General features: G+C 27.6%; 23 protein-coding genes. 16 read left to right on the top strand and 7 right to left on the bottom strand.

Translation table 11 applies throughout. The features are described from left to right. Positions 1-40: 40 nt before the first annotated feature. Both F0310_RS00905 and F0310_RS05760 read right to left on the bottom strand, forming a co-directional pair. Entirely contained in the window at positions 41-778 is a 738-nt protein-coding gene (locus F0310_RS00905) for a hypothetical protein (RefSeq protein WP_182117099.1), read from the bottom strand. A 4-nt stretch (positions 779-782) separates the two neighbouring features. Continuing rightward, entirely contained in the window at positions 783-1,439 is a 657-nt protein-coding gene (locus F0310_RS05760) for a hypothetical protein (RefSeq protein ID WP_232535923.1), read from the bottom strand. 170 nt (positions 1,440-1,609) lie between these two features. Between F0310_RS05760 and infC the strand changes: the two genes are divergently transcribed. From infC to tsaB, 6 genes are all read left to right on the top strand, one after another. Next, complete coding sequence (gene infC / locus F0310_RS00895; protein ID WP_182117097.1) at positions 1,610-2,164, top strand: translation initiation factor IF-3; 555 nt, start codon at positions 1,610-1,612, stop codon at positions 2,162-2,164. Positions 2,165-2,180: 16 nt separating this feature from the next. Next, positions 2,181-2,378: a 50S ribosomal protein L35 gene (gene rpmI, locus F0310_RS00890; RefSeq protein ID WP_182117096.1), complete on the top strand. Its 198-nt coding sequence runs from the start codon at positions 2,181-2,183 to the stop codon at positions 2,376-2,378. A gap of 26 nt (positions 2,379-2,404) precedes the next feature. Then, positions 2,405-2,752: a 50S ribosomal protein L20 gene (gene rplT, locus F0310_RS00885; RefSeq protein WP_182117095.1), complete on the top strand. Its 348-nt coding sequence runs from the start codon at positions 2,405-2,407 to the stop codon at positions 2,750-2,752. Positions 2,753-2,953: 201 nt separating this feature from the next. Next, positions 2,954-3,214 carry a hypothetical protein gene (locus F0310_RS00880; RefSeq protein ID WP_182117094.1) on the top strand — a complete coding sequence of 87 codons (261 nt, stop codon included), beginning with the start codon at positions 2,954-2,956 and terminating at the stop codon, positions 3,212-3,214. After that, complete coding sequence (gene tsaE / locus F0310_RS00875) at positions 3,211-3,639, top strand: tRNA (adenosine(37)-N6)-threonylcarbamoyltransferase complex ATPase subunit type 1 TsaE (RefSeq protein ID WP_182117093.1); 429 nt, start codon at positions 3,211-3,213, stop codon at positions 3,637-3,639. Before F0310_RS00880 ends, tsaE begins: the two co-directional genes overlap by 4 nt. Continuing rightward, positions 3,617-4,282 (top strand): tRNA (adenosine(37)-N6)-threonylcarbamoyltransferase complex dimerization subunit type 1 TsaB, encoded by a 666-nt coding sequence (gene tsaB / locus F0310_RS00870; RefSeq protein WP_182117092.1) that lies wholly within the window; start codon positions 3,617-3,619, stop codon positions 4,280-4,282. The genes tsaE and tsaB overlap by 23 nt, the downstream gene beginning before the upstream one ends. Here tsaB and csrA read toward each other — a convergent pair. Genes csrA through F0310_RS00845 form a run of 5 tightly spaced genes read right to left on the bottom strand, consistent with a single transcriptional unit; the run spans position 4,267 to position 8,572 of the window. Continuing rightward, complete coding sequence (csrA, locus tag F0310_RS00865) at positions 4,267-4,515, bottom strand: carbon storage regulator CsrA (protein WP_182117091.1); 249 nt, start codon at positions 4,513-4,515, stop codon at positions 4,267-4,269. The genes tsaB and csrA overlap by 16 nt on opposite strands. Then, positions 4,509-4,910 carry a flagellar assembly protein FliW gene (gene fliW / locus F0310_RS00860; protein WP_182117090.1) on the bottom strand — a complete coding sequence of 134 codons (402 nt, stop codon included), beginning with the start codon at positions 4,908-4,910 and terminating at the stop codon, positions 4,509-4,511. Before fliW ends, csrA begins: the two co-directional genes overlap by 7 nt. Then, positions 4,911-6,182, bottom strand: a complete 1,272-nt coding sequence (locus tag F0310_RS00855) for a flagellar hook-associated protein 3 (RefSeq protein WP_182117089.1) — start codon at positions 6,180-6,182, stop codon at positions 4,911-4,913. Position 6,183: 1 nt separating this feature from the next. Continuing rightward, positions 6,184-8,067: a flagellar hook-associated protein FlgK gene (flgK, locus tag F0310_RS00850; RefSeq protein WP_182117088.1), complete on the bottom strand. Its 1,884-nt coding sequence runs from the start codon at positions 8,065-8,067 to the stop codon at positions 6,184-6,186. Positions 8,068-8,077: 10 nt separating this feature from the next. After that, positions 8,078-8,572 carry a flagellar protein FlbF gene (locus tag F0310_RS00845; protein ID WP_182117087.1) on the bottom strand — a complete coding sequence of 165 codons (495 nt, stop codon included), beginning with the start codon at positions 8,570-8,572 and terminating at the stop codon, positions 8,078-8,080. Positions 8,573-8,692: 120 nt separating this feature from the next. Here F0310_RS00845 and mnmE point away from each other — a divergent pair, with 120 nt between their 5' ends. The 10 genes from mnmE (at position 8,693) to F0310_RS00795 (ending at position 19,971) form a co-directional block, all read left to right on the top strand. After that, complete coding sequence (gene mnmE, locus F0310_RS00840) at positions 8,693-10,087, top strand: tRNA uridine-5-carboxymethylaminomethyl(34) synthesis GTPase MnmE (RefSeq protein ID WP_182117086.1); 1,395 nt, start codon at positions 8,693-8,695, stop codon at positions 10,085-10,087. Between the two features lie 2 nt (positions 10,088-10,089). Continuing rightward, positions 10,090-11,952 carry a tRNA uridine-5-carboxymethylaminomethyl(34) synthesis enzyme MnmG gene (mnmG, locus tag F0310_RS00835; RefSeq protein ID WP_182117085.1) on the top strand — a complete coding sequence of 621 codons (1,863 nt, stop codon included), beginning with the start codon at positions 10,090-10,092 and terminating at the stop codon, positions 11,950-11,952. After that, positions 11,949-12,572 (top strand): 16S rRNA (guanine(527)-N(7))-methyltransferase RsmG, encoded by a 624-nt coding sequence (gene rsmG / locus F0310_RS00830; protein ID WP_182117084.1) that lies wholly within the window; start codon positions 11,949-11,951, stop codon positions 12,570-12,572. The genes mnmG and rsmG overlap by 4 nt, the downstream gene beginning before the upstream one ends. Before the next feature lie 72 nt (positions 12,573-12,644). Continuing rightward, positions 12,645-13,637: an AAA family ATPase gene (locus tag F0310_RS00825; protein WP_182117083.1), complete on the top strand. Its 993-nt coding sequence runs from the start codon at positions 12,645-12,647 to the stop codon at positions 13,635-13,637. 13 nt (positions 13,638-13,650) lie between these two features. After that, the gene (locus tag F0310_RS00820; protein ID WP_182117082.1) at positions 13,651-14,532 is read left to right on the top strand and encodes a DUF58 domain-containing protein; all 882 of its coding nucleotides are present in this window, start codon (positions 13,651-13,653) and stop codon (positions 14,530-14,532) included. Further along, positions 14,529-15,428 (top strand): hypothetical protein, encoded by a 900-nt coding sequence (locus tag F0310_RS00815; protein WP_182117081.1) that lies wholly within the window; start codon positions 14,529-14,531, stop codon positions 15,426-15,428. The genes F0310_RS00820 and F0310_RS00815 overlap by 4 nt, the downstream gene beginning before the upstream one ends. After that, positions 15,415-16,416 (top strand): vWA domain-containing protein, encoded by a 1,002-nt coding sequence (locus tag F0310_RS00810; RefSeq protein WP_182117080.1) that lies wholly within the window; start codon positions 15,415-15,417, stop codon positions 16,414-16,416. Before F0310_RS00815 ends, F0310_RS00810 begins: the two co-directional genes overlap by 14 nt. After that, the gene (locus F0310_RS00805) at positions 16,413-17,402 is read left to right on the top strand and encodes a vWA domain-containing protein (RefSeq protein WP_182117079.1); all 990 of its coding nucleotides are present in this window, start codon (positions 16,413-16,415) and stop codon (positions 17,400-17,402) included. Before F0310_RS00810 ends, F0310_RS00805 begins: the two co-directional genes overlap by 4 nt. Continuing rightward, positions 17,384-17,971 carry a tetratricopeptide repeat protein gene (locus tag F0310_RS00800; RefSeq protein WP_182117078.1) on the top strand — a complete coding sequence of 196 codons (588 nt, stop codon included), beginning with the start codon at positions 17,384-17,386 and terminating at the stop codon, positions 17,969-17,971. The genes F0310_RS00805 and F0310_RS00800 overlap by 19 nt, the downstream gene beginning before the upstream one ends. Further along, positions 17,920-19,971 carry an SH3 domain-containing protein gene (locus tag F0310_RS00795; RefSeq protein ID WP_182117077.1) on the top strand — a complete coding sequence of 684 codons (2,052 nt, stop codon included), beginning with the start codon at positions 17,920-17,922 and terminating at the stop codon, positions 19,969-19,971. Before F0310_RS00800 ends, F0310_RS00795 begins: the two co-directional genes overlap by 52 nt. Positions 19,972-19,976 lie beyond the last annotated feature (5 nt).

Below are 19,976 nucleotides of genomic sequence, written 5' to 3'. Positions count from 1 at the left end.
TATTTAGTATTAGTTACTATATTAGAATAACAAATTTACATTATCTTTTATAGATGTTTAGTTCATAGTAAAAATTTTTATCTATTTTTTTTATTATATCTATTAAATCTAATTCATTAATACCAATTATATATTTTGAGTTAATTTCTTTTAGATTTTTTTTAGTATCTCCAATTAGAATAAATTCTATTTTTTTAAAAAACATCGATCTACTTAATCTTTTTAGGTAGATGTGATTATTTTTCATTGAAAATAGAATAATTTTTTCTATTTTAGGGGTAATGAAATTTTTTAAGTATTCTATATTTTTATTATCTATAATAGTGATATTTATATTTTGCCTTTTTGCTCTTTTTTCTAAATATTCTAAGTCTTCTTTATTTAAGGTGTTATCTCTCATTATTAATGATGATTTAAATTTTGTTAAAGAGTTACTGAATATAAAATCAATAGCCTTTTTTAATGAAAATTTTATATCGGGAAGAGAAAAAAGGTTTTTTCTTCTTTTATTATTTAGTATTTTATTATTTGATTTATGTGTTAAAAGTATTTTTTTTACATTTTCTAGTTTATCTTTAATCATTTCAATGTCTTTTTCATTTATGAATAATATATCTTCTTTTATAAATGGGTCATTTTTAATTTTGAAGAAATATGCAGTTGCATCTGAGAAAATTATTATATAGTTAAAATTTTTATTTATAATTTTGTTTTCTTTACAATTGGATATAGATAATAGAGTTAATAATGAAATAAGAGCTATTTTTGTCTTTATCATTAGCTTAAAGTTTCAATGAGCTCCTGTTTAAAGCTATAATTACCAGTAATATTGTTGATATGGATAAAGCATAGAATTGCATATTAATTAAAATTAATACTTTTAAAGTTGTAATTATTGCTTCTAGTAAAAGAAGGGGAATGAGAATAAGTTTGTATCCATTTATGTTGTGTATTATAGAAAAATTTATTCCTCTTTCGCATATTATTGCTGTAGATATAAATTTTATTATATGCAGAATAGGTATTTTGATATATTCATATGTACTAAAAACTTTGCTATTTGAAATAATTAGCTCTAAGTTTTTAGAAAAAGTAAGACTGAAAGCAAAATATATTAAAAATATTGGTTTTTTTTTAAGTGCTGAATCTGAATTAAATGTGAAAAAGAATATAAAAGTCAATAATGGAAATATATAATAGTAAAGGTGTTCTTTGATGAATATTGAGATTGCTAAACTTAATTTTGTTTTATAGTTTATTTCTAATGCTTTATATAAGATTAATTCTTCTGTCAAATATAATGAGAAATAGATAGTAATTCCAAATAATGCTATCATTAGATATATATAATTTTGTTTGACTTTTTTAAGTTGAGGATATTTTATTAATGTGTAAATTCTTAAAACTAAAGGCAAACTTACAAGTAAAAATATATTCATAATAAGTAAATTTTACTTTTTAATTATTGATTAATCAATTGATTTTTTGTTTTATTACGTAGTACTTTTTGTTATTGTTTTAAATATAGAGATATTGTAATTTACTTTTTCATTAAGGTATATTAAAATTAGTTATTAATTGATATTGTTTGAGGAGTATATATTTTTAGATGATAAATAGGAGTTCCAATAGGGATAGAATTAAGCCGGGGGAGAAAGAATTAAAAATTAATCATAAAATAAAGGCTAGTGAAGTTAGGGTTGTTTTTGAAGATGGAACTCAATCTGTTTTGCCAATTGAAGAAGCCATTATGCAAGCTAGGGAGGCTGATCTTGATTTAGTTGAAGTTTCCCCGAATGTTTCACCTCCAGTGTGTAAGATAATTGATTATGGTAAATATAAATTTCATCAGGAGAAGAGGCAAAAGGAGCAGAAGAAAAATCAGAGAATAATTAAACTTAAAGAAGTTCGAATGCAGCCAAAAATAGATACTCATGATCTTGATTTTAAGTCTAGAAATATTTTGGGCTTTCTTAGAGAGGGAAATAAGGTAAAGGTTACTATAAGATTCAGAGGACGCGAACTTGCTCATACTCATTTGGGATATGGAATTTTAGATAGTGTTCTTGAAAGAGTTGGAGATGTTAATTATAATTTAGAATCACCGGCTAAGATGGAAGGCAAGACTATGTTTTTAGTTGTTGCACCTAAATCTAGGAAGTGATAATAAGGAGATATGAATGTCAAAGATGAAGACGTGTAAAAGTGCAAGTAAGAGATATTCTTTTACTTCAAAGATGAAAGTGAAGTATAAAAAGCAAAATTTAAGACATATCTTGACAAATAAATCTTCTAAAAGAAAGAGACATTTGGGAAAATCGGGTGTTATTTCAAGTTGTGAGTTTAAGAGGATTAGAACTTTATTGCCTTATGTTTAGTTGATTTTAGAATTTTAGGAGGTTGTATGGCTAGAGTTAAAAATGGGACAGTTCATGTTGCAAGGCGAAAGAGAATTTTAAAAAAAACTAAGGGATTTTGGGGTACTAAGAAAAGTAATTATAAGAAAGCAAAGGATACCCTTCGTAAAGGTATGATGTATGCTACAAGAGATAGGAAGAATAGAAAGAGAGAGTTTAGAAGTTTATGGATTGCAAGAATTTCTGCTGCTTTAACAGGTATGGGAATTAATTATTCAAGGTTTGTTGAAGCCTTAAAAAAAGCTGATATTAGAATTAATAGAAAAATTTTGTCTAATTTAGCTATTGAAGATATAGAAACTTTTAAAAAAATAGTATATGAAATAAAAACTTAAAAAGTTCCTGAGAAGTTCAATTATAGGAATTAGAGTTATTTTTTGCGACATCTCACTAAATTTGGGAATTTGAGTATTTTTTTAACGGATGATTTCTTAAAGATAATCAAAAGTTAAGAATGAAAATTCCATATTTTAAAATAGCGCTAAATGAAATATTTCTATGTTGGCTTCTTGGGATTTATTTAAAGGAATATTATTGTGCAATTTATTTCTCTTAAAAATATTAAAAAACAAGATAGCTATATCTATTATAGGAATGTATATTTTGCTGATGTTATTTATGAATATAAGGGTTTTAATGAAAATAAGCGAATTAAATTTGTTATAGAAACAACTCCTTTAGGCGAAAAACATATCACTATTGATTTTATAGATCCACTAGACTATCCTGTTCTTAGTTTAATGATTGCAATAAAAAGATATATAATTGAGATTGATGTTGAGGGCGAGCTTCCTTGATTTTATCTTTTGAATCGGAGGAAAAAATGATAGACTTTTCTAAGTCTTTTTTTAATCCTATACCCATTGGCAAGGTATTTGCTCTTTGTGGTGATATAGGATCAGGGAAGACAACCTTTTTGAAAGGTTTAGCTTTAAATCTTGATTTTTCTTCTTTTGCAAGCCCAACTTATAATATTATTAATGTTTATGAGTTTGTTAATTTTAAATTTTATCATATTGATTTGTACCGTTTAAATATTTTAGATGAGTTTGAGCTTATTGGTGGGATGGAGATTCTCTTAGATATTTCTTCTATTATAGCTATAGAGTGGCCAGATATTATTCTTGATATTTTACCTAAACACAGATTGATATTTTTAAAATTTAAAATAGTAGATACTACTAGGATTTTAGAAATTAGTGATGAATACTCTTGCAGTTGATTATTCTTATAAGTCTCTATTAATTTATTTTAATATAAATGATGAAGCTTTACCTCTAGTTGTAAGTAAAAATAATATTAGTAATAATCTTAGTGTTCCAAAAATATTTAAAGAATTTGTGTTAGAGAATAATATTAATCTAAATCATCTTGATTTAATTATTAATTCATATGGTCCTGGTTCTTTTACGGGTTTAAGAATTAGTTTAAGCTTTATTAAGGGTCTATCATTAGGACTTTCTATTCCTTTTGTAAATATACTTACTTTTGATGTTTTTGCTAACTTAGTCCATAAAAATTCAGATATAGTTACTTTAAGTTTTACTGCGGGTAGATATTTTTTTGGATATTATAGATATTCTAAATTATGTAATGATATTTTTTGCTTTTCTGAGAAGGAATTATTTGAATATTTAAAAAAACTTGACTCTAATTTGGTGATTATTGGAAATGGGATTGAATTTATTTATGATAAACTTAAAAATAAGTATACTATCATTAGTAATATTGATTCTTTTGGTCATGTATTGACTGAGCTTGGAAAATGTAAATATTTAAAAAACAAACAAGGAGATGATATTTTTTCTGGTCCTTTTTATGCAAGAATGAGCGATGCAGAGCTTAATTCTTACTTAATAAAATAATCGAATAAGCTTTTTATTTTATTTATATTGTTTTTTATATTTTGTTTATCTTTTAATATTGATTTTTTATTTTCTTCTTTAATGATATTATAAATTTCAGATCTAAATATTTTAATGTCTTCAGGAGCTTTTATTGCTATTTTAACACTATCTTTTTTTATTTCAAGTATTGAAATTTCAATATCAGGGTCTATTTTTATACTTTCTTTTGCTTTTCTCGATAATACTAACATAATTTTTCTCTAAAGACTCTATATCGAAGAAAATGCTCTTCATTTGTAGAAATGGCTTGTTTGCCAATTATTTTTTTTTTGTTTAGTATGATAGGGGCTTTTAAATTTGCTGTGATGTCTTTGTAGTTTTTTACATGCATGTTTATTATACATAGGATAACTCTTTCATCTTCATTTTTTGCTTGAATATCTAGCCAGTCTTTTTCCTGTATATTTGGTAAGTATCCTTCTAGAAAATTGAAAGGAGAGGTCACTAAAAAGCTAATTTCCTCATTGACTGACTGCATAATTGAAAAGAGTCTGTGCTCAGATTCTTTAATTATAAACTCTTTAATATCCTCAAATCCTAGTATTCCCTCAGGGAATCTAAATTTTATACTATTTTCATCTCTCATTTATTTTAAAAAGTCTAATAGTGTTGTTTGCATTATCCTTGCAGAAACTCCTAAAGATACTTGATAAGATAAGCTTGCCATATTAAGATCTGTTATTGCTTTTGTTACATTAAGATCAGTGTAATTAACCATATCGTCTTTCATATCCATTGCTTCTTTGCTAATTCTTTCATAACTTGAATCAAGTCTATTCTCTTTGGCCCCAAGATCGGCTACTGTTGTAAGGATTTTATTTAAACTCTCATCAATTTCAGCTAAGCTCCTACTTCCAATAAGTTCTTCTCTGTTTTCTTCTAAATTGTCTCTAAGTTCAATTAAGGTATCAAAAATAGATCTGCTTCTAACTTCAGTATTTCCTGAAATATTGTAAGGAGGTGATTTAGTGTCATTGTTTTTAGTGATAATACCAAGTTCTTGTAATACGGATGAACCTTCTTCTGTTATCCACATTTGGTGGGGTGTGGTTGTTTGTATTGAAATTGAATTTAAAATACGATCAAGACTGGCTTCGACAGGAGCCGATGATTCATTAATCTTAGCAATAATGTCAGCGGCAGTATCTCCTGCTACTAATGCTATTTCAATATTATCAATATAAATTTTTGTATTTTCTTTTACAATAAATCCATTAACATTTGTCGATGATATTATGTGGTGATTTTGTGAGAAAAATATTTCGTTACCAGGATAATTCGTTGGAATATAAATTCCATTATATATTTCTATTTCTTTTTCTGCTTGATTGCCATTATAATCTATTCTTATTATTTGGGGAGATTCTCTATCTTGAGTGACATTATTAACTCTATTTTCTCTGGTTATTTTAAAAGCCTCAGCATCAATTTTAGTTCCTGCAAAAATGCTATATCCGTCTGGGCCTTTTACATTTGCGATTGCAATAGCATCTTCAAGAATTGCATTTACTTCTTTTGCTATTATTTTTTTATCGTCAAGTCCATAAGTCCCATTTGCTCCTTGTATAGTTATTTCTTTAGCACGAGTTAAAATGTTTGATAAAGATTGCAAGTATCCTTCTATATACCTAAGTTTTCCTTTAGCACTGTTGATGTTTTTAATATAGGTGTTAAGCTTGAAAATGTCACTATCTAGTCTTATTGCATGAGTAATTCCTGTAGGATCATCTCTTAAATTTTTAATTCTTTTCCCTCCTTTATATAAACTTTCCAGGAGTTTTGTTATTTTTACTTCCTGTTCTGTTGAAGATAATTTTAAATTATCATAAGTTAAAGGATGGCTTATTCTGTAAATCATGCTATACTCCCATTTTATTAATTATTGTGTCTATTAATTCTGTAGAAACAACAATGAACTTACTTGCAGCAATGAAGGCTTGTTGAAATTCTATCATATTGGTCAATTCTTCATTTTTATTAACACCTGAAATTGATAATCTTAAATCAGTTAAATCTTTAAGTATTTGCTCTTGATTAGTTTTTGTAACTTCTGCTGTTTGTCCTTTTATTGCAATATTAGATGCTGTATTTGCAAAGTAGTCATTTAATGTGGAATTTTTTCCAATCATTATAGGTGAGTTTACAAAAGACGCGATGCGTAGAGCTGCTTCGTTATCTCCAATAGAAATATCATTTGTAGGGTTCTTAAGGCTAGCTACAATCTTTGATGGATCGTCTGTAATTTCTTTGGCTATTTTAAGCCAAGCTGATGGATTTTTTAAGGGAGATATTGAGTAGCTAGATGCATTTGTTAGTTTATCAGTTGTGTTAATATTTTGGTAATCATAAGAACCATCAATACCAGATTCTTTTAAAATCCCTGCATAACTTGTTAAAAATAATCCAGAATCCTCAATGTGTCTAATTCTAAATATAACATTTTCTTTGTCTTCTTCTTTTACTGCTTTAATTTCAAATTTTCCTTTTGTATTGATTCTTGCAGTGACTTGTGCATTAGAGTTATTTATTTTATTTATCACATCTTGAACCGTATCTGTTGTATTGTACACTATTTCTATAAGTTCATTTTTGTTGATTGTTTCGAAACTTAATTTGCCTGAAAACCCTAGTTTTTCTTCTGCAAATATTTCATTTGTACCATTTATTTTAAAGAGGTGAACAGAGTCAAATTCTCCGTCTCCATTACTGTCATAACGTCCACGTTCATCTGTTAATTTGTATTCTTGTTCAAAGAAAACCCTTCCATTTTTTTTATCAAGTCCATGCCCTGATACATGAACTTCATTAATAAGCTCTGTGACATTAATTGCCATGTTGTCTAGTTCATTGATTTCGTTTTTAATTTCGTTGTCTCTTACGTTAATAATAGCTCCTAATTTCCCTGTATCAATGTTAGCCAACTCACCATTATTCCATAAAACATTCCATTTAGTTCTTGTAGGTCCATTAGAGGCTTCTAATATAAATTCGTTTGCGACTGTACCTTGAATAAGGTGTTTGCCTTCTGTATGAATTAAAAATTCGTTAGGGTCTTGTCTATTTTCTATTGAAATGCTAATAAGACTGCTTAGCTTGTCAACTATGAAATCTCTAGAGTCCATTAAATCATTTGGATGGTCTTTCATAGCAATTGATTTTGAAATTTGCTTATTAAGTTCGCCAATATTTCTAAGATAATTGTTTATCTCTTCAGTAATAATTTTTACTTCATCATTTGCCATTATGTATATTCTTTCAAGTGAATGAAATCTATTTTTTACTATCTCTACAAAAGACTTGCCTCGTTCTAAGATAATATTTCTTTCAGCTAATCCTTGAGGTTGTCTGGATAAATCTTGCCAGCTTTCCCAAAAATCATTTAGTCTTTTTCTAATTGATTGTTCTTCTGGTTCATTATAAATATTTTCAAGCAAAGAAATGAATTTATTTTTCGAACTCCAGTATCCAAGTTTGTGAGATTCTTCAGCTATTCTTATATCCAGCAGATCATCTCTCACTCTTTCGATAGATTGAACCATTATTCCTTGACCTAGTTGGCCAATTTTTTGCGCTCTATTTAAATGAGGGGAATAAATTGGCATCTCAGTTTTCATTATGATCCTTTGTTTTGAATATCCAGGCTTTGATGCGTTAGTTAAATTATGCCCGGTTGTATTCATAGCATCTTTGTGGGCAAATAAACTTCTTTTTCCAATTTCTATTCCTGAGAATGTTGAATCCATTTGAGACTCCTTAAAGTTTTTTATTTATTAAAATAGAGGCCTCATTTAAATTTCCTTTTCTAGGCCTGTAAGGATTTCTATAAGTATTATTTTCTATACTTTCTTGAGCATCTTTAAATATTATATTTAATATTTTAAGTGATGTTTCTATATGACTTGATATTAAATAATTTAAGTTTTGAATATTTATCATTCCTATTTTTAATCTATGGAAATAATTATATATCTCTTTTTTGTAAACTACACATAACTTTTCTATTGCAATATAAGTTGATTCAAATTTTTTATATTCTGTAAATTCTTTCCAAATTTTATTTCTCTTTATCTCAATATCTTTAAATTTGTTAAGACAGATGTTTGTTTTATTAACAGTTTCTTTGAGCATTGTTTCGTTCTTTTCATCAAGATATTTTTTTATGTCCAGGTACAAAGCATAAATATCTTCTACTAAAATAGCTTCTTGTTTTAGAGTATTTTTTAACTCAGTTTCTAGCTTAACTTTCATCTTATGCCATAAATTATAAGATAAATTAACAATATTTACAAATTAAGTGAAATTTAGCGTAGTTTTAATAATTTATAATACTATTGTATTTTCATGCTATGGTATAATTTATTTTAGTTTATGAGCAATCTTTTTCAACGAGATGATGATATTGTTGCACTTGCTACTCCCTTTATGACCAGTGCTTTATGCGTGATTCGTAGTAGTGGAGTCTCTTCGATTAAGAAATTTTCTAAAATATTTTCGAATCCTAAGGGACTTATTGAGGCATCTGGTAATACAATTCACTATGGTTACATAATAGACAATGAAACTTATGAAAGATTAGATGAAGTTGTTGTTTGTCTTTACAGAGCTCCAAAGAGTTTTACAGGACAAGATTCAATAGAAGTTATAGCTCATGGATCTCTTATTGGCATGAAGAAAATTATAGATCTATTTTTAAAAATAGATTTTAGATTGGCTGAACCTGGTGAATTTACTTTTCGCTCTTTTTTAGCTGGTAAACTTGACCTTACTAAAGCAGAGGCAATTAATGAACTAATTTTTGCTAAAACGAATAAGATTTATGATCTTTCTGTTAATAAACTTTCAGGTTCTTTGTTCTATAAAATAGATTCAATAAAAAAAGATATTTTAAATTTTCTTTCAGCGCTTAGCGTTTATCTTGATTATGAAACAGATGAGCATGATGTTGTAGTCCCTTTTGAAATTATTTTAAAAAGTAAAAATGAACTTAAGTTATTAATCGATTCTTATGATGTTTCAAAGAAAATAGAGCATGGAATTACATTGGTTTTGGCTGGTTCTGTAAATGTTGGGAAGTCTTCTCTTTTTAATTTATTGATAAAAGAAGATAGGGCAATAGTATCATCTTATGCAGGAACTACAAGGGATTATATTCAGGCAAGTTTCGAGATGGATGGAATTTTATTTAATGTATTTGATACGGCGGGTTTTAGGGAAACTGAAGATTTTGTTGAAAAGTTAGGCATAGATAGGAGTAATTCTTTGATTAAAGAAGCTAACTTAGTTCTTTATGTAATAGACTCAAGTTTGAAGTTAACAAATGATGATTTGAAATTTATTAATTCTTATGGAAGATGTTCAAATGCTATTTTTATTATAAACAAAATAGATTTAAGACAGGATAAAAATACGATTGAATTTCTAAATTCAAGTAACATAAATTCATCAAATTTAGTAAGAATTAGCACTAAAACTTTGTTTGGAATGGATTCTCTTTATGCTAAAATAAAAGCATTTACATGTTTTAATTATGTGGATATTAATTCTTATGATGTTGTCATTGCTTCAAGTCGTCAGGCAGAACTTTTAAAGAAGGCTTATATTTTGATTATTGAGTTACTAGATAAAATAGAACAGCATATAAGTTATGATATGTTGGCATATGATGTTTATGAGATTATTAACTTTTTAGGTGAAATAACTGGCGAAGTTACTAATGAAGATGTTCTTAGTAATATGTTTAAGAATTTTTGTTTAGGAAAGTAGGTATGGATTTTGATGCTGTTGTGATTGGAGGGGGACATGCTGGAATTGAGGCTTCTCTTGCACTTGCAAGATTGAATTTTAAGACTCTTTTAATTACTCAAAATTTAGACACGATTGGAAAGCTTTCTTGTAATCCGGCAATTGGTGGACTTGCTAAAGGGAATATGGTTCGCGAAATTGATGCTCTTGGTGGAGAAATGGGGCGTATTATTGATTTTAGCATGATTCAATTTAGAATTTTAAATAAAAGTAGGGGACCTGCTGTTCAGGCTCCACGTGCACAGGCAGATAAATTGATGTATCAATTCAAAGCAAAGGAAACATTGGAGATTCAAAGTAATCTTGATCTTTTTCAGGATACTGTTAGTGACTTTTTGCTTAATTCGATGAGGAATAAGATTGAAGGAGTTATTACAGAAAGAGGCAATAAGTTTACATCTCGTGTTGTGGTACTTACAACTGGAACTTTTCTTAGGGGTAAAATATTTATTGGTGAATATAAAGCTTCCATGGGGAGGTTATCTGAGCCTGCATCTTCTGGACTTGAAAATATTTTACTTGAACTTGGATTTGAAATGGGTAGGCTCAAAACAGGGACTCCTGCAAGAATACACAGGAAAAGTATAAATTTTTCAAAAGTGGAAATTCAATTTGGAGATTCTGATATTGTTCCTTTTTCTTTTTCAAATAATTTAATAGATAAGTCTCAACTTTCATGTTATATTACTTATACTAACAATAAAACTCATAAAATTATAATTGATAATATGCATCTTTCACCTCTTTATTCTGGAGAGATTATTGGAAATGGTCCTAGGTATTGCCCTTCAATTGAGGATAAAATAGTAAAATTTCGAGATAAAGATAGGCATCAAATATTTATTGAACCTGAGGGATTGAATACTGAAGAAATGTATCTTAATGGATTGAGTACTTCATTGCCAGAGGATGTTCAGATAAAATTAATTCATAGTATTGATGGGCTTGAAGATGCTATTATGACAAGGCCTGGATATGCTGTTGAGTATGATTATATTAATCCTATTGAGCTTTATGCAAATCTTGAATCTAAAAGGATTGAGGGTTTGTTTATTGCAGGGCAAACCAATGGTTCTTCGGGTTATGAGGAAGCTGCAGCTCAAGGGTTGATGGCTGGAATTAACGCAGCACTTAAAATTCAAAATAAGGAATCGATGATACTTACAAGAACAAGTTCTTATATTGGTGTACTAATTGATGATCTTGTTACTAAGGGGACTAAAGAACCTTATAGAATGTTCACTTCAAGAGCTGAACATAGACTTAATTTAAGGCACGATACTAGTGATAAGAGATTGATTAAATTGGGATATAAAGTTGGATTAATTGCAGAGGATAGGTATTCTGAATATCTTTTAAAAGAAAAAAAGATAGAAGAGGTTAAGGAGCTTTTACGACAAAGGCGCTTGAAGGATGGTGAAGCAATTACTCTTCAGTTAAAAAAGCATGTTAATAAAGATTTTTATCATATATTAAAGGATCCATATATTAATTTAAAGGATCTTGTTAAGATAGATTCTAAATTTAATTTTTCAAAAGTTATTCTTGAGCAGGTTGAGTTAGATATTAAATATGAAGGTTATATTAATAGACAGAAAGACTTAATTAGGAAGATGAATAATCTTGAACTTATTAAATTGCCTCTTGATTTCAATTATGAAATTGATGGTTTGTCAAGAGAATCCAGGGAAAAATTTTCCAAAATACAGCCAGCAAATTTAGCTCAAGCAAGCAGAATTTCTGGTATTAGAAATACAGATATTCAAATTTTGCTTATATATTTTTCAAATCCTAAAAATAAGGTAGTCCTTAATTTGGCTTTATGATGCGTTTTTTTGAAAAAAATATAAAAAAATTAAAGATTCCCTTTACGCCAGGAAGTATTGATAAATTAAAGATATACATTGATAATGTTTTATTATTTGGTGATAGATTCAATTTAGTATCAAAAAATGATAAAAATTTTAATATAATACTTTTTCATGCTTTAGATTCTCTGTCGGGTTTTCCTGTTATTATAGATAATAATCCAAATCAGGTACTTGATGTTGGTAGTGGTGCAGGCTTTCCGGGAATTATTTTAGCTATTTTTGATAAATATAGAAAGTATTTTCTTCTTGAGAGAAGTGCCAAAAAGGCTACTTTTTTGAGGATGATGAAGATAGAGCTTTGCTTGGATAATTTAGAAATTTTAGAGCATGATATTAGAGAAGAGAAAAATGAGTATGAGTTTATTATTTTTAGAGCTTTTAATAATATAAAAGAATACGCAAATATATTGAGATTAGTTTTAAAAGATGGAGGTTTAATTATGGCTTATAAGGGGAAGATTAATAAGATTGAGTTTGAAATTAAATTTGTTGAAAGTTTATTTAGAAAAATAGAAATAAAACCATCATTAATTAATGGCGAAAAGGAAAGGAATTTGCTTCTACTTTATATATAGTAATTTTGTTATTGTTATTATCATTTTATGTTTGTTTTAATGATAAATGAGATTTAGTAATATAGGAGTAACATGAAAGGTAGTTTTCAAATAGATTCAGAAGTAGAGAATGCGTTAAGTTTAATAAATAAGTTTAGGAGAGAAGTTTCAAGTAGAATTCTTGGACAAAAAGAAATGATTGATGCTATTTTGATGGGAATTTTGACAGAAGGACATGTGTTGCTTGAGGGTGTACCAGGGCTTGCGAAGACATTAACAATACAGACAGTTTCAGATGTTCTTGATCTTGGATTTAAAAGAGTTCAGTTTACACCAGACCTTTTACCCTCAGATCTTACAGGAAATATTGTGTATAAGAATACAACAGGGACTTTTAAGGTAAGAAAGGGTCCTGTATTTTCAAATATTATTTTAGCAGATGAAATTAATAGAGCACCTGCAAAAGTTCAATCAGCTCTTCTTGAGGCAATGGGAGAGCGTCAAGTAACTCTTGGCGATGAAACCCATAAACTTCCAGATCCATTCTTTGTGCTTGCAACGCAAAATCCAATTGAACAGGAAGGAACTTATAATTTACCAGAGGCTCAGCTTGACAGATTTTTGCTTAAAGTTAATGTTAATTATCCTGCTATCCAAGATGAGATAAAACTTCTTAAAATATTTTCAGTTGGAGGTGGTCTTGAGAATATTAAAGTTGCAAAGGTAATGAATTCTTATTCTTTGTCGGATCTTAAGCGTATAGTTAGCAAGGTTAAAGTGGATGATAAAATAATGCTTTATATAGTTACCTTAATAGCAGCATCTCGTGAGAATGATAAAAAGACTTATCCCTTTACTAAGTATATTGAATTTGGAGCATCCCCTAGGGCATCTATTAGTTTGCTTAAATGTGCTCGTGTTCATGCTCTTTATGAGGGGCGATTATTTGTTCTTCCAGAAGATGTTAAGGCTGTAGCCTATAATGTGTTAAGACACAGAATTACTCCATCTTATGAAGCAGAGGTCGAAGAAATGAATACAGATGATATTATTAAGATACTTCTTTCGGCTGTAGCACTTCCTTAAGAGTTTCTGTAAGATGCAAGAGAATAATGAGTTAAATACTAGTACGAAGACTAAAATAAAAGCTTTGAAATTTTTTTCAAGAAAAATGCTTTTAGAACTTAATTTTGGTGGATATCGTTCGATTTTTAAGGGACTTGGTCTTGAATTTCATGAATTTAGGCCTTATGAAGAGACGGATGATGCTAGATTTATTGATTGGAATGTTAGTTCTAAAACAGATATTATATTTTCAAAGGTTTTTAAAGAAGATAAGGGAATGAATCTTCATCTTCTTGTTGATAATTCACTTTCAATGAGTTTGGGAAGTTTTATTAACAAAAAAGAAATTCAGGATCTTTTAGTTTCTATATTTGCGCATATGGCATTTTTTAATAATGACAAGATAGGTATAACTTTTTTTTCAAGTAAAACGGACAAATTTATTCCTTCTAGAAAAGGGCATTCACATTTAGGATTAATTTTGAATGAAACAATAAATAGAAAACTACAAAGGGGGAGTAATTTAACTTATATATTTAAAAATACAGCTGAGTATTATAAGAAAAGGTCTTTAATTATAATTATTTCAGATTTTAAGGCTAATGATTATTTTAGGTCTTTAACTGTACTTAGTAAGCGGCATAATATTATTGCAATAAGACTTACAGATTTTTTTGATGAGAGTCTTCCTAGATATGGATTTTTAACCTATGAAGATATTGAAACGGGTGAAAATTTTTTAGTTTCGGGTTTTAGCAAGATTATAGTAAATAGTTATAAAAATTATTGGACGTTGGATAAAATAAGATGGAAGCAAGAGTGCGTAAGGAGAAGCATTAATTTTGTAGAAATTAATACAAAGGATGATGTTTTTAGAAAAATAAAAGCTCTTTTAAAAAAGGATAGCAAGGTTTGAAAAATATAATTATTGTTTTTGTATCTTTTTTATATTTTAATTTATTCCCTTATGAGTTAAAAAATGAAGTATTTATTCCAACTCGTTATTATGTGGGAGATACTGTTGAGCTTAAGTTTTCTTTGATTCTTAGTGAGGGTGAAAAGTTTACTCCTGTTGACTTTATGGAAATTAAAAATGAGTTTGTTGAGGTTATTTCGCTTGTTTATAGACCAGAAAGAGAAGAGATAATAATACAGTTTGTTTCATTTTATGTTGGAAGCAATACTCTTCCAATTATTTATGTTGGAGATGTTAGCAAAAATGGTGATTCAAATAAAGTTATTCTTAAAAATATAAAAATAAATACAAGTAAGCTAATTGCAGCAGATGATTCTCTTATGATACAAAATATAGAGAGTGTTCTTTTTCTTCCAGGAACGAGTACTTATCTTGTTATTTTTGTTTTAGCACTTATGGTAGTTCCTTATGTTTTGATTAAGCTTTTAAAGATTATAAGAAATTTATTATTATTTTTAATAATGAGACATAATTTGAGGAAACCATATAAAATTTTTCAAAAACAGTTCGTTATTTTATCTAACTATATTAAAAATGAAGAGGACCAAATTGTTTTTTATAATTTATTAAACTCTTCTTTAAGGGTCTATTTATCTAAAAAAACAGGTTTTGATTTTAATGCAATTACTACAACTGAAATTTCTGAAATTTTGCAAAATCTTAAGGTGCCTTATGAAATTCGTTCAACTTTAGTTAATATTCTTAGGGTTTCTGATTTCAGTAAATTTAGTGGTGTTAATTTACTAGGAGGAAATCTATCACTCGTTTTGGAGGATCTCAAGAAAGCATCTCTTAGTTTTGAAGAATTTAATAGGTATAATAATGTTGACATTTAATTCTCCCTTATATTTATTTTTACTTATAATTCTTCCATTAATAATTTATTATAGCCATTTTTTTAAAGATAGAGGAGGGAAAATTAAATTTCCAATATCTCTTTATGGGAATATTGGTTCTCTAAAATTTAAAGATTATGGATTGAATATATTATATTTTATAACTTATTCTTTTTTTTATTTAGCAATAATGGGCATGATCTTGACTTTAGCGGGACCTTCTATCTCAAAAAAGAAGATGTCTTATCTTAGCAATGGTGCAGATATTATTATTGTGTTGGATATATCGCCTAGTATGGGAGCAATTGAGTTTTCCTCCAAGAATAGGCTTGAGTTTGCAAAAGAATTAATTAAGTATTTTTCTCTTCAGAGAGAAAATGACAATATTGGCCTAGTGGCCTTTGGAAAAGAAGCTTCATTAATAGTTCCGCTTACAGCTGATAGGGAGTTTTTTTCTAAGAAATTAGATGATATTTACATTATGGATCTTGGTAATGGATCTGCTTTGGGTCTTGGAATTTCCATTGCTCTTTCTCATTTAAGACATTCAGAAGCTCCTAGAAAGTCTGTTATTGTTTTAACGGATGGAGTAGTTAATTCTGATGAAGTTTATAAAGATCAAGTTATAAATCTTGCTAAGGGATTAGGTGTTAAAATTTATTCTATTGGGATTGGTAGTAATGAAGAGCTTAGTGTTGATTTTAAATTGAGATCAGGGAAGTTTTATCAGGGTACTTTAAAAGAAGTTTATGATCCCAGTATGCTTTTTGAGATTTCAAGTAGAACAGGAGGACTTTTTTATTCTGTAAACGATGATTTTTCATTTAAATTTGCAATTCAGGATTTTTCTAAAAAGGAAAATGTAGAGAGGAAAGTTAAAATTTCTGTTGAAAATAACGATATTTATAATGAATTTCTCTTTGTAATATTTTGTTTATTTGTTCTTTATTTTATATTTTCTAAGTGTTTTTTAAAAGAGGTATTATGAGCATAGGGAATTATTATGCTTTTTACTTGTTTATAGTTTTATTTTTAATTCTTATCTTGTATATCTATAATTTTAAAAAAAATCTTCCATTTTTTAAGAATTTAAGTATTATGTATGCTAATAATGCATACATAATAAATTATTGCATAAAAAAAATACTTATGATATTGTTTTTTATCTTGAGTTTGGGATTTTTAATTCTCTCTATTTTAAATATTTCTTGGGGATATAAAGTTGCTGAAGATGAGAGATCAAATTTAAGAATATCTTTTGTTGTTGATGTATCTCGCAGTATGTTAAGTTTAGATGAAGGCAAATCTATTAATAGGCTTGATAGTGCTAAGGATATCATTAGTTTAATTTTAAATAATTTTGAAAGTGCTGAGTATTCGCTTACTGTTTTTAAAGGTAAACCAGTTTTAATTTTACCCTTTTCTAGAGATAAAGCTAGCTTAAATAAGATATTAAATTATATCCAGCCTAATTTAATAAGCTTTCCTGGTAGTTTTTTGAGTGAAGGAGTATTTAGTGCTATACAGGAAATAAAAGATGATTCTTATCATAATTTTTTAATAATTTTAACGGATGGAGATGAATGGGGGGAAAATAATTATTATAGATTTTCTAAATTAGTTGATGTTATGGATATTAAGAGTTTTATAGTTGGAATTGGTGGTAATAATCCTTCTCCTTTAATTGATAATAATGTAAGTGTTAAAAATAAGAAGGGAGAAATAGTTAAAGCTTTGCTTAATGAAGATAATTTACGTCTTCTTGCATCTTCTCTTAAGGGATCTTATTATGATTTATATTTAAAGGGAACAAATTATGTTATTAATGAAATAAGAAATGATATAATAAAAAAAAGTTCAAGTGATATTATGATTATTAGTATTCCAAGATATAAAATATTCTTAGTTGTTTCTTTGTTATTTATGATGTTGTACATATTTGTTAAGGTTATTAAATGGGACGAAACTTTTTAGTTAAATTATTTTTAGTGTTTATGTTTGTACTTTTTTTTTCTTGTACTAATCTTAAATCTATGTCTCTTATGGCCATTGGAAATTATGAATATATTAGAGGCAATTATCAAAGTGCAATTTCTACTTATTATAATCTTGTAGATAATGTTAAGAGTTCTGCTTGGGGTTATTATAACCTTGGGATTGTATATTATTCTTTAGGTGAATATGAGAGTTCACTTCGTATGTTTTCATATGCAAGGAGAGATGATGATGTTTTTTTGAATTTTAACATAAATTATAATGAAGGAATAATATATTATAATCAAGGGCTTTACCGAAAGGCTGAAAAAGCCTTTAAAGAAGCTTTAAAGATTAATCCCGCAAGTTATAATGCTAAATATAATCTTGAACTTGCAATAATTAAAAAAAGAACTATTTCAGATAATTTTGAAACTTTAAGTGTTGATAAGAGTAAAGATTTTATTGAGAATAATGAAAATTTTTTGAGATATATTGAAAATCTTGAGAGGATTTTATGGGTAACGAAGTCAGAGGAGGATACTGTGTCTCCAAAAGAAGATTGGTAGTTTTAATATTTTCAATCTTCTTTTTTATAAATTTTGAAATTTTTGCCTTATCTGGTAATGATTATTTATTATCAACTAAAGTTCTTAAAGGAGATAAAGTTATTCACATTATTAGGTTAAATATGTTTCAGGAGTTTGATAATAGTTTATTAAAGTTAGAAATAAGCAAAGATATGGATGATAAAACTAAGCTTGTATCAATATCTAGAGTTGCGGATGGAAATAGTTTTATTATTGAAGTAGTAATTGAATATTATTTTGAAAAATTAGGATTTGTTAAAATTCCTTCTTTAAAATTAATTTATCGTGATAAGGTTTATTTAAGTTCAGAATATGAAGTAAGTATTTTGAGGAAGGATGAGATGCAGTCTTTTGGTTTACCGGTTGAATTGTATTGGGACTTCGGCAATAAAGAAATTTATGAGTATCAAAGTATTGGGTTTATTTTACGTTCAAATTGGCTTACAAATAGCAATTTAAATTTTGTTACTGGTACTTTTAGTGCGGTTAAAGATACTATGATTGATAGGACGCCTATATTTGGAAGTATTAAGTATAGGACTTTCAATAGTAAAGAAATTTTAGATGTTCCTCTTTATAATTTTATTTTAACTCCTCTTAAGGGAGTAAAAGAGATTATTATTCCTAGTGTTTCTTTTAATGTAGACGAAAATATTACTCGTATAGTTCCTGAAATTTTTTTAAAAGTTAAATCTATCCCAGACGAAGTTAAGTCTTTAGCTGTAGGCAATTTTAAAATTGAATATGAATATCCAAATTCAACTTTGATTAATCAAGATACTTTTACTATTTTAGTCAAAATAACAGGACAAGGAAATCTTCCACATATTCGTTTTCCAGAAATTGAAACTTATAATTCAAAAATCATATATAAAAAAGAATATTATAATTTTGAGCCTTCTAAAGATGGATATAAAGGTAGTATATCTAAAATTTATACCATTAAGCCAGATAATAGAGGTAATTTATTTTTAAATATTGGTGATTTTACTTATCTAGATCCTGAAGATGAACAGGTTTATAGTCTTGAGGGCAAGCGACTGAAATATGAGTCCTATGGAGAATTTAAAAGTGGTGATGATTCTAATAAGGATTTATTTACTGATTTTAAGTTGCTTTCATATTATGATATTTTAAATTATAAAAATAAAACTTTTTTATTCCTTGTGCCTGTTTATTACTTGATTTTAATTCCAGGATTTTTATTCTCTTTAGTTATTTTTATTAGATATAAAAAATTTTTTCTTGCTTCGGGTTTTGGATTGGTTATTTTAATATTAGCCATTGGGGTTAGTCTTAATGCTATAAGTGATGGTTCTTTTTCGGAAGAGAGTATAAATGATTTAATTAAAAGTTATAAATCAGAAAATTATAATGACTCGCTTAATAAGATAGATAATATTATTAAAAAAAATCCAAGTTATTCAGGACTTTGGTTAAATAGAGCTCTTATTTTGAGTAAAATGGAAAAAGATTTTGATGCTATTTATTCTGCATATAAGGCATTTTTCACTTCTCCAAATAATGATACCTTTTATAAAGTTATTGATTTAATTGAAGCTAGAAGAGGAGTTAGTGAGAATATTAGAAATAATAGTTTTGTGTTTTCTAATGTTTTTTTCATTGTTAGTTTAATTTTAATAAATGTTTTAATAATAGTGCTTTCTTATAAATTTTATGCAAGGAATTTAAAGAAAATAATTTTATTTTTACTTTTTTCTGTGACTTGTTTTACTTTGTTTCAAACATATTATTTTTATATAGAACAACAGTCTGAAATTGGGATTATTAAAGGTGATTTGGTTTCTCTTTATAAAGTTCCTGATAATTTTTCAAGGAGCTGGAAATTTATAAAAGGAAATGTAAGCGTTTATATGCTTGATAAAAAAGGTGACTTTGTACTCATTCAAACAAATCATGGACTTCAAGGTTGGATTTATAGAAATTTCATTTCATCTGTTAAGGATAACTTGATATAAGAAAT

Origin of the sequence: Borrelia sp. A-FGy1 (assembly GCF_014084025.1) — a bacterium.
Lineage (GTDB): Bacteria > Spirochaetota > Spirochaetia > Borreliales > Borreliaceae > Borrelia.
This window is presented reverse-complemented; position numbering and strand designations above follow the sequence as displayed.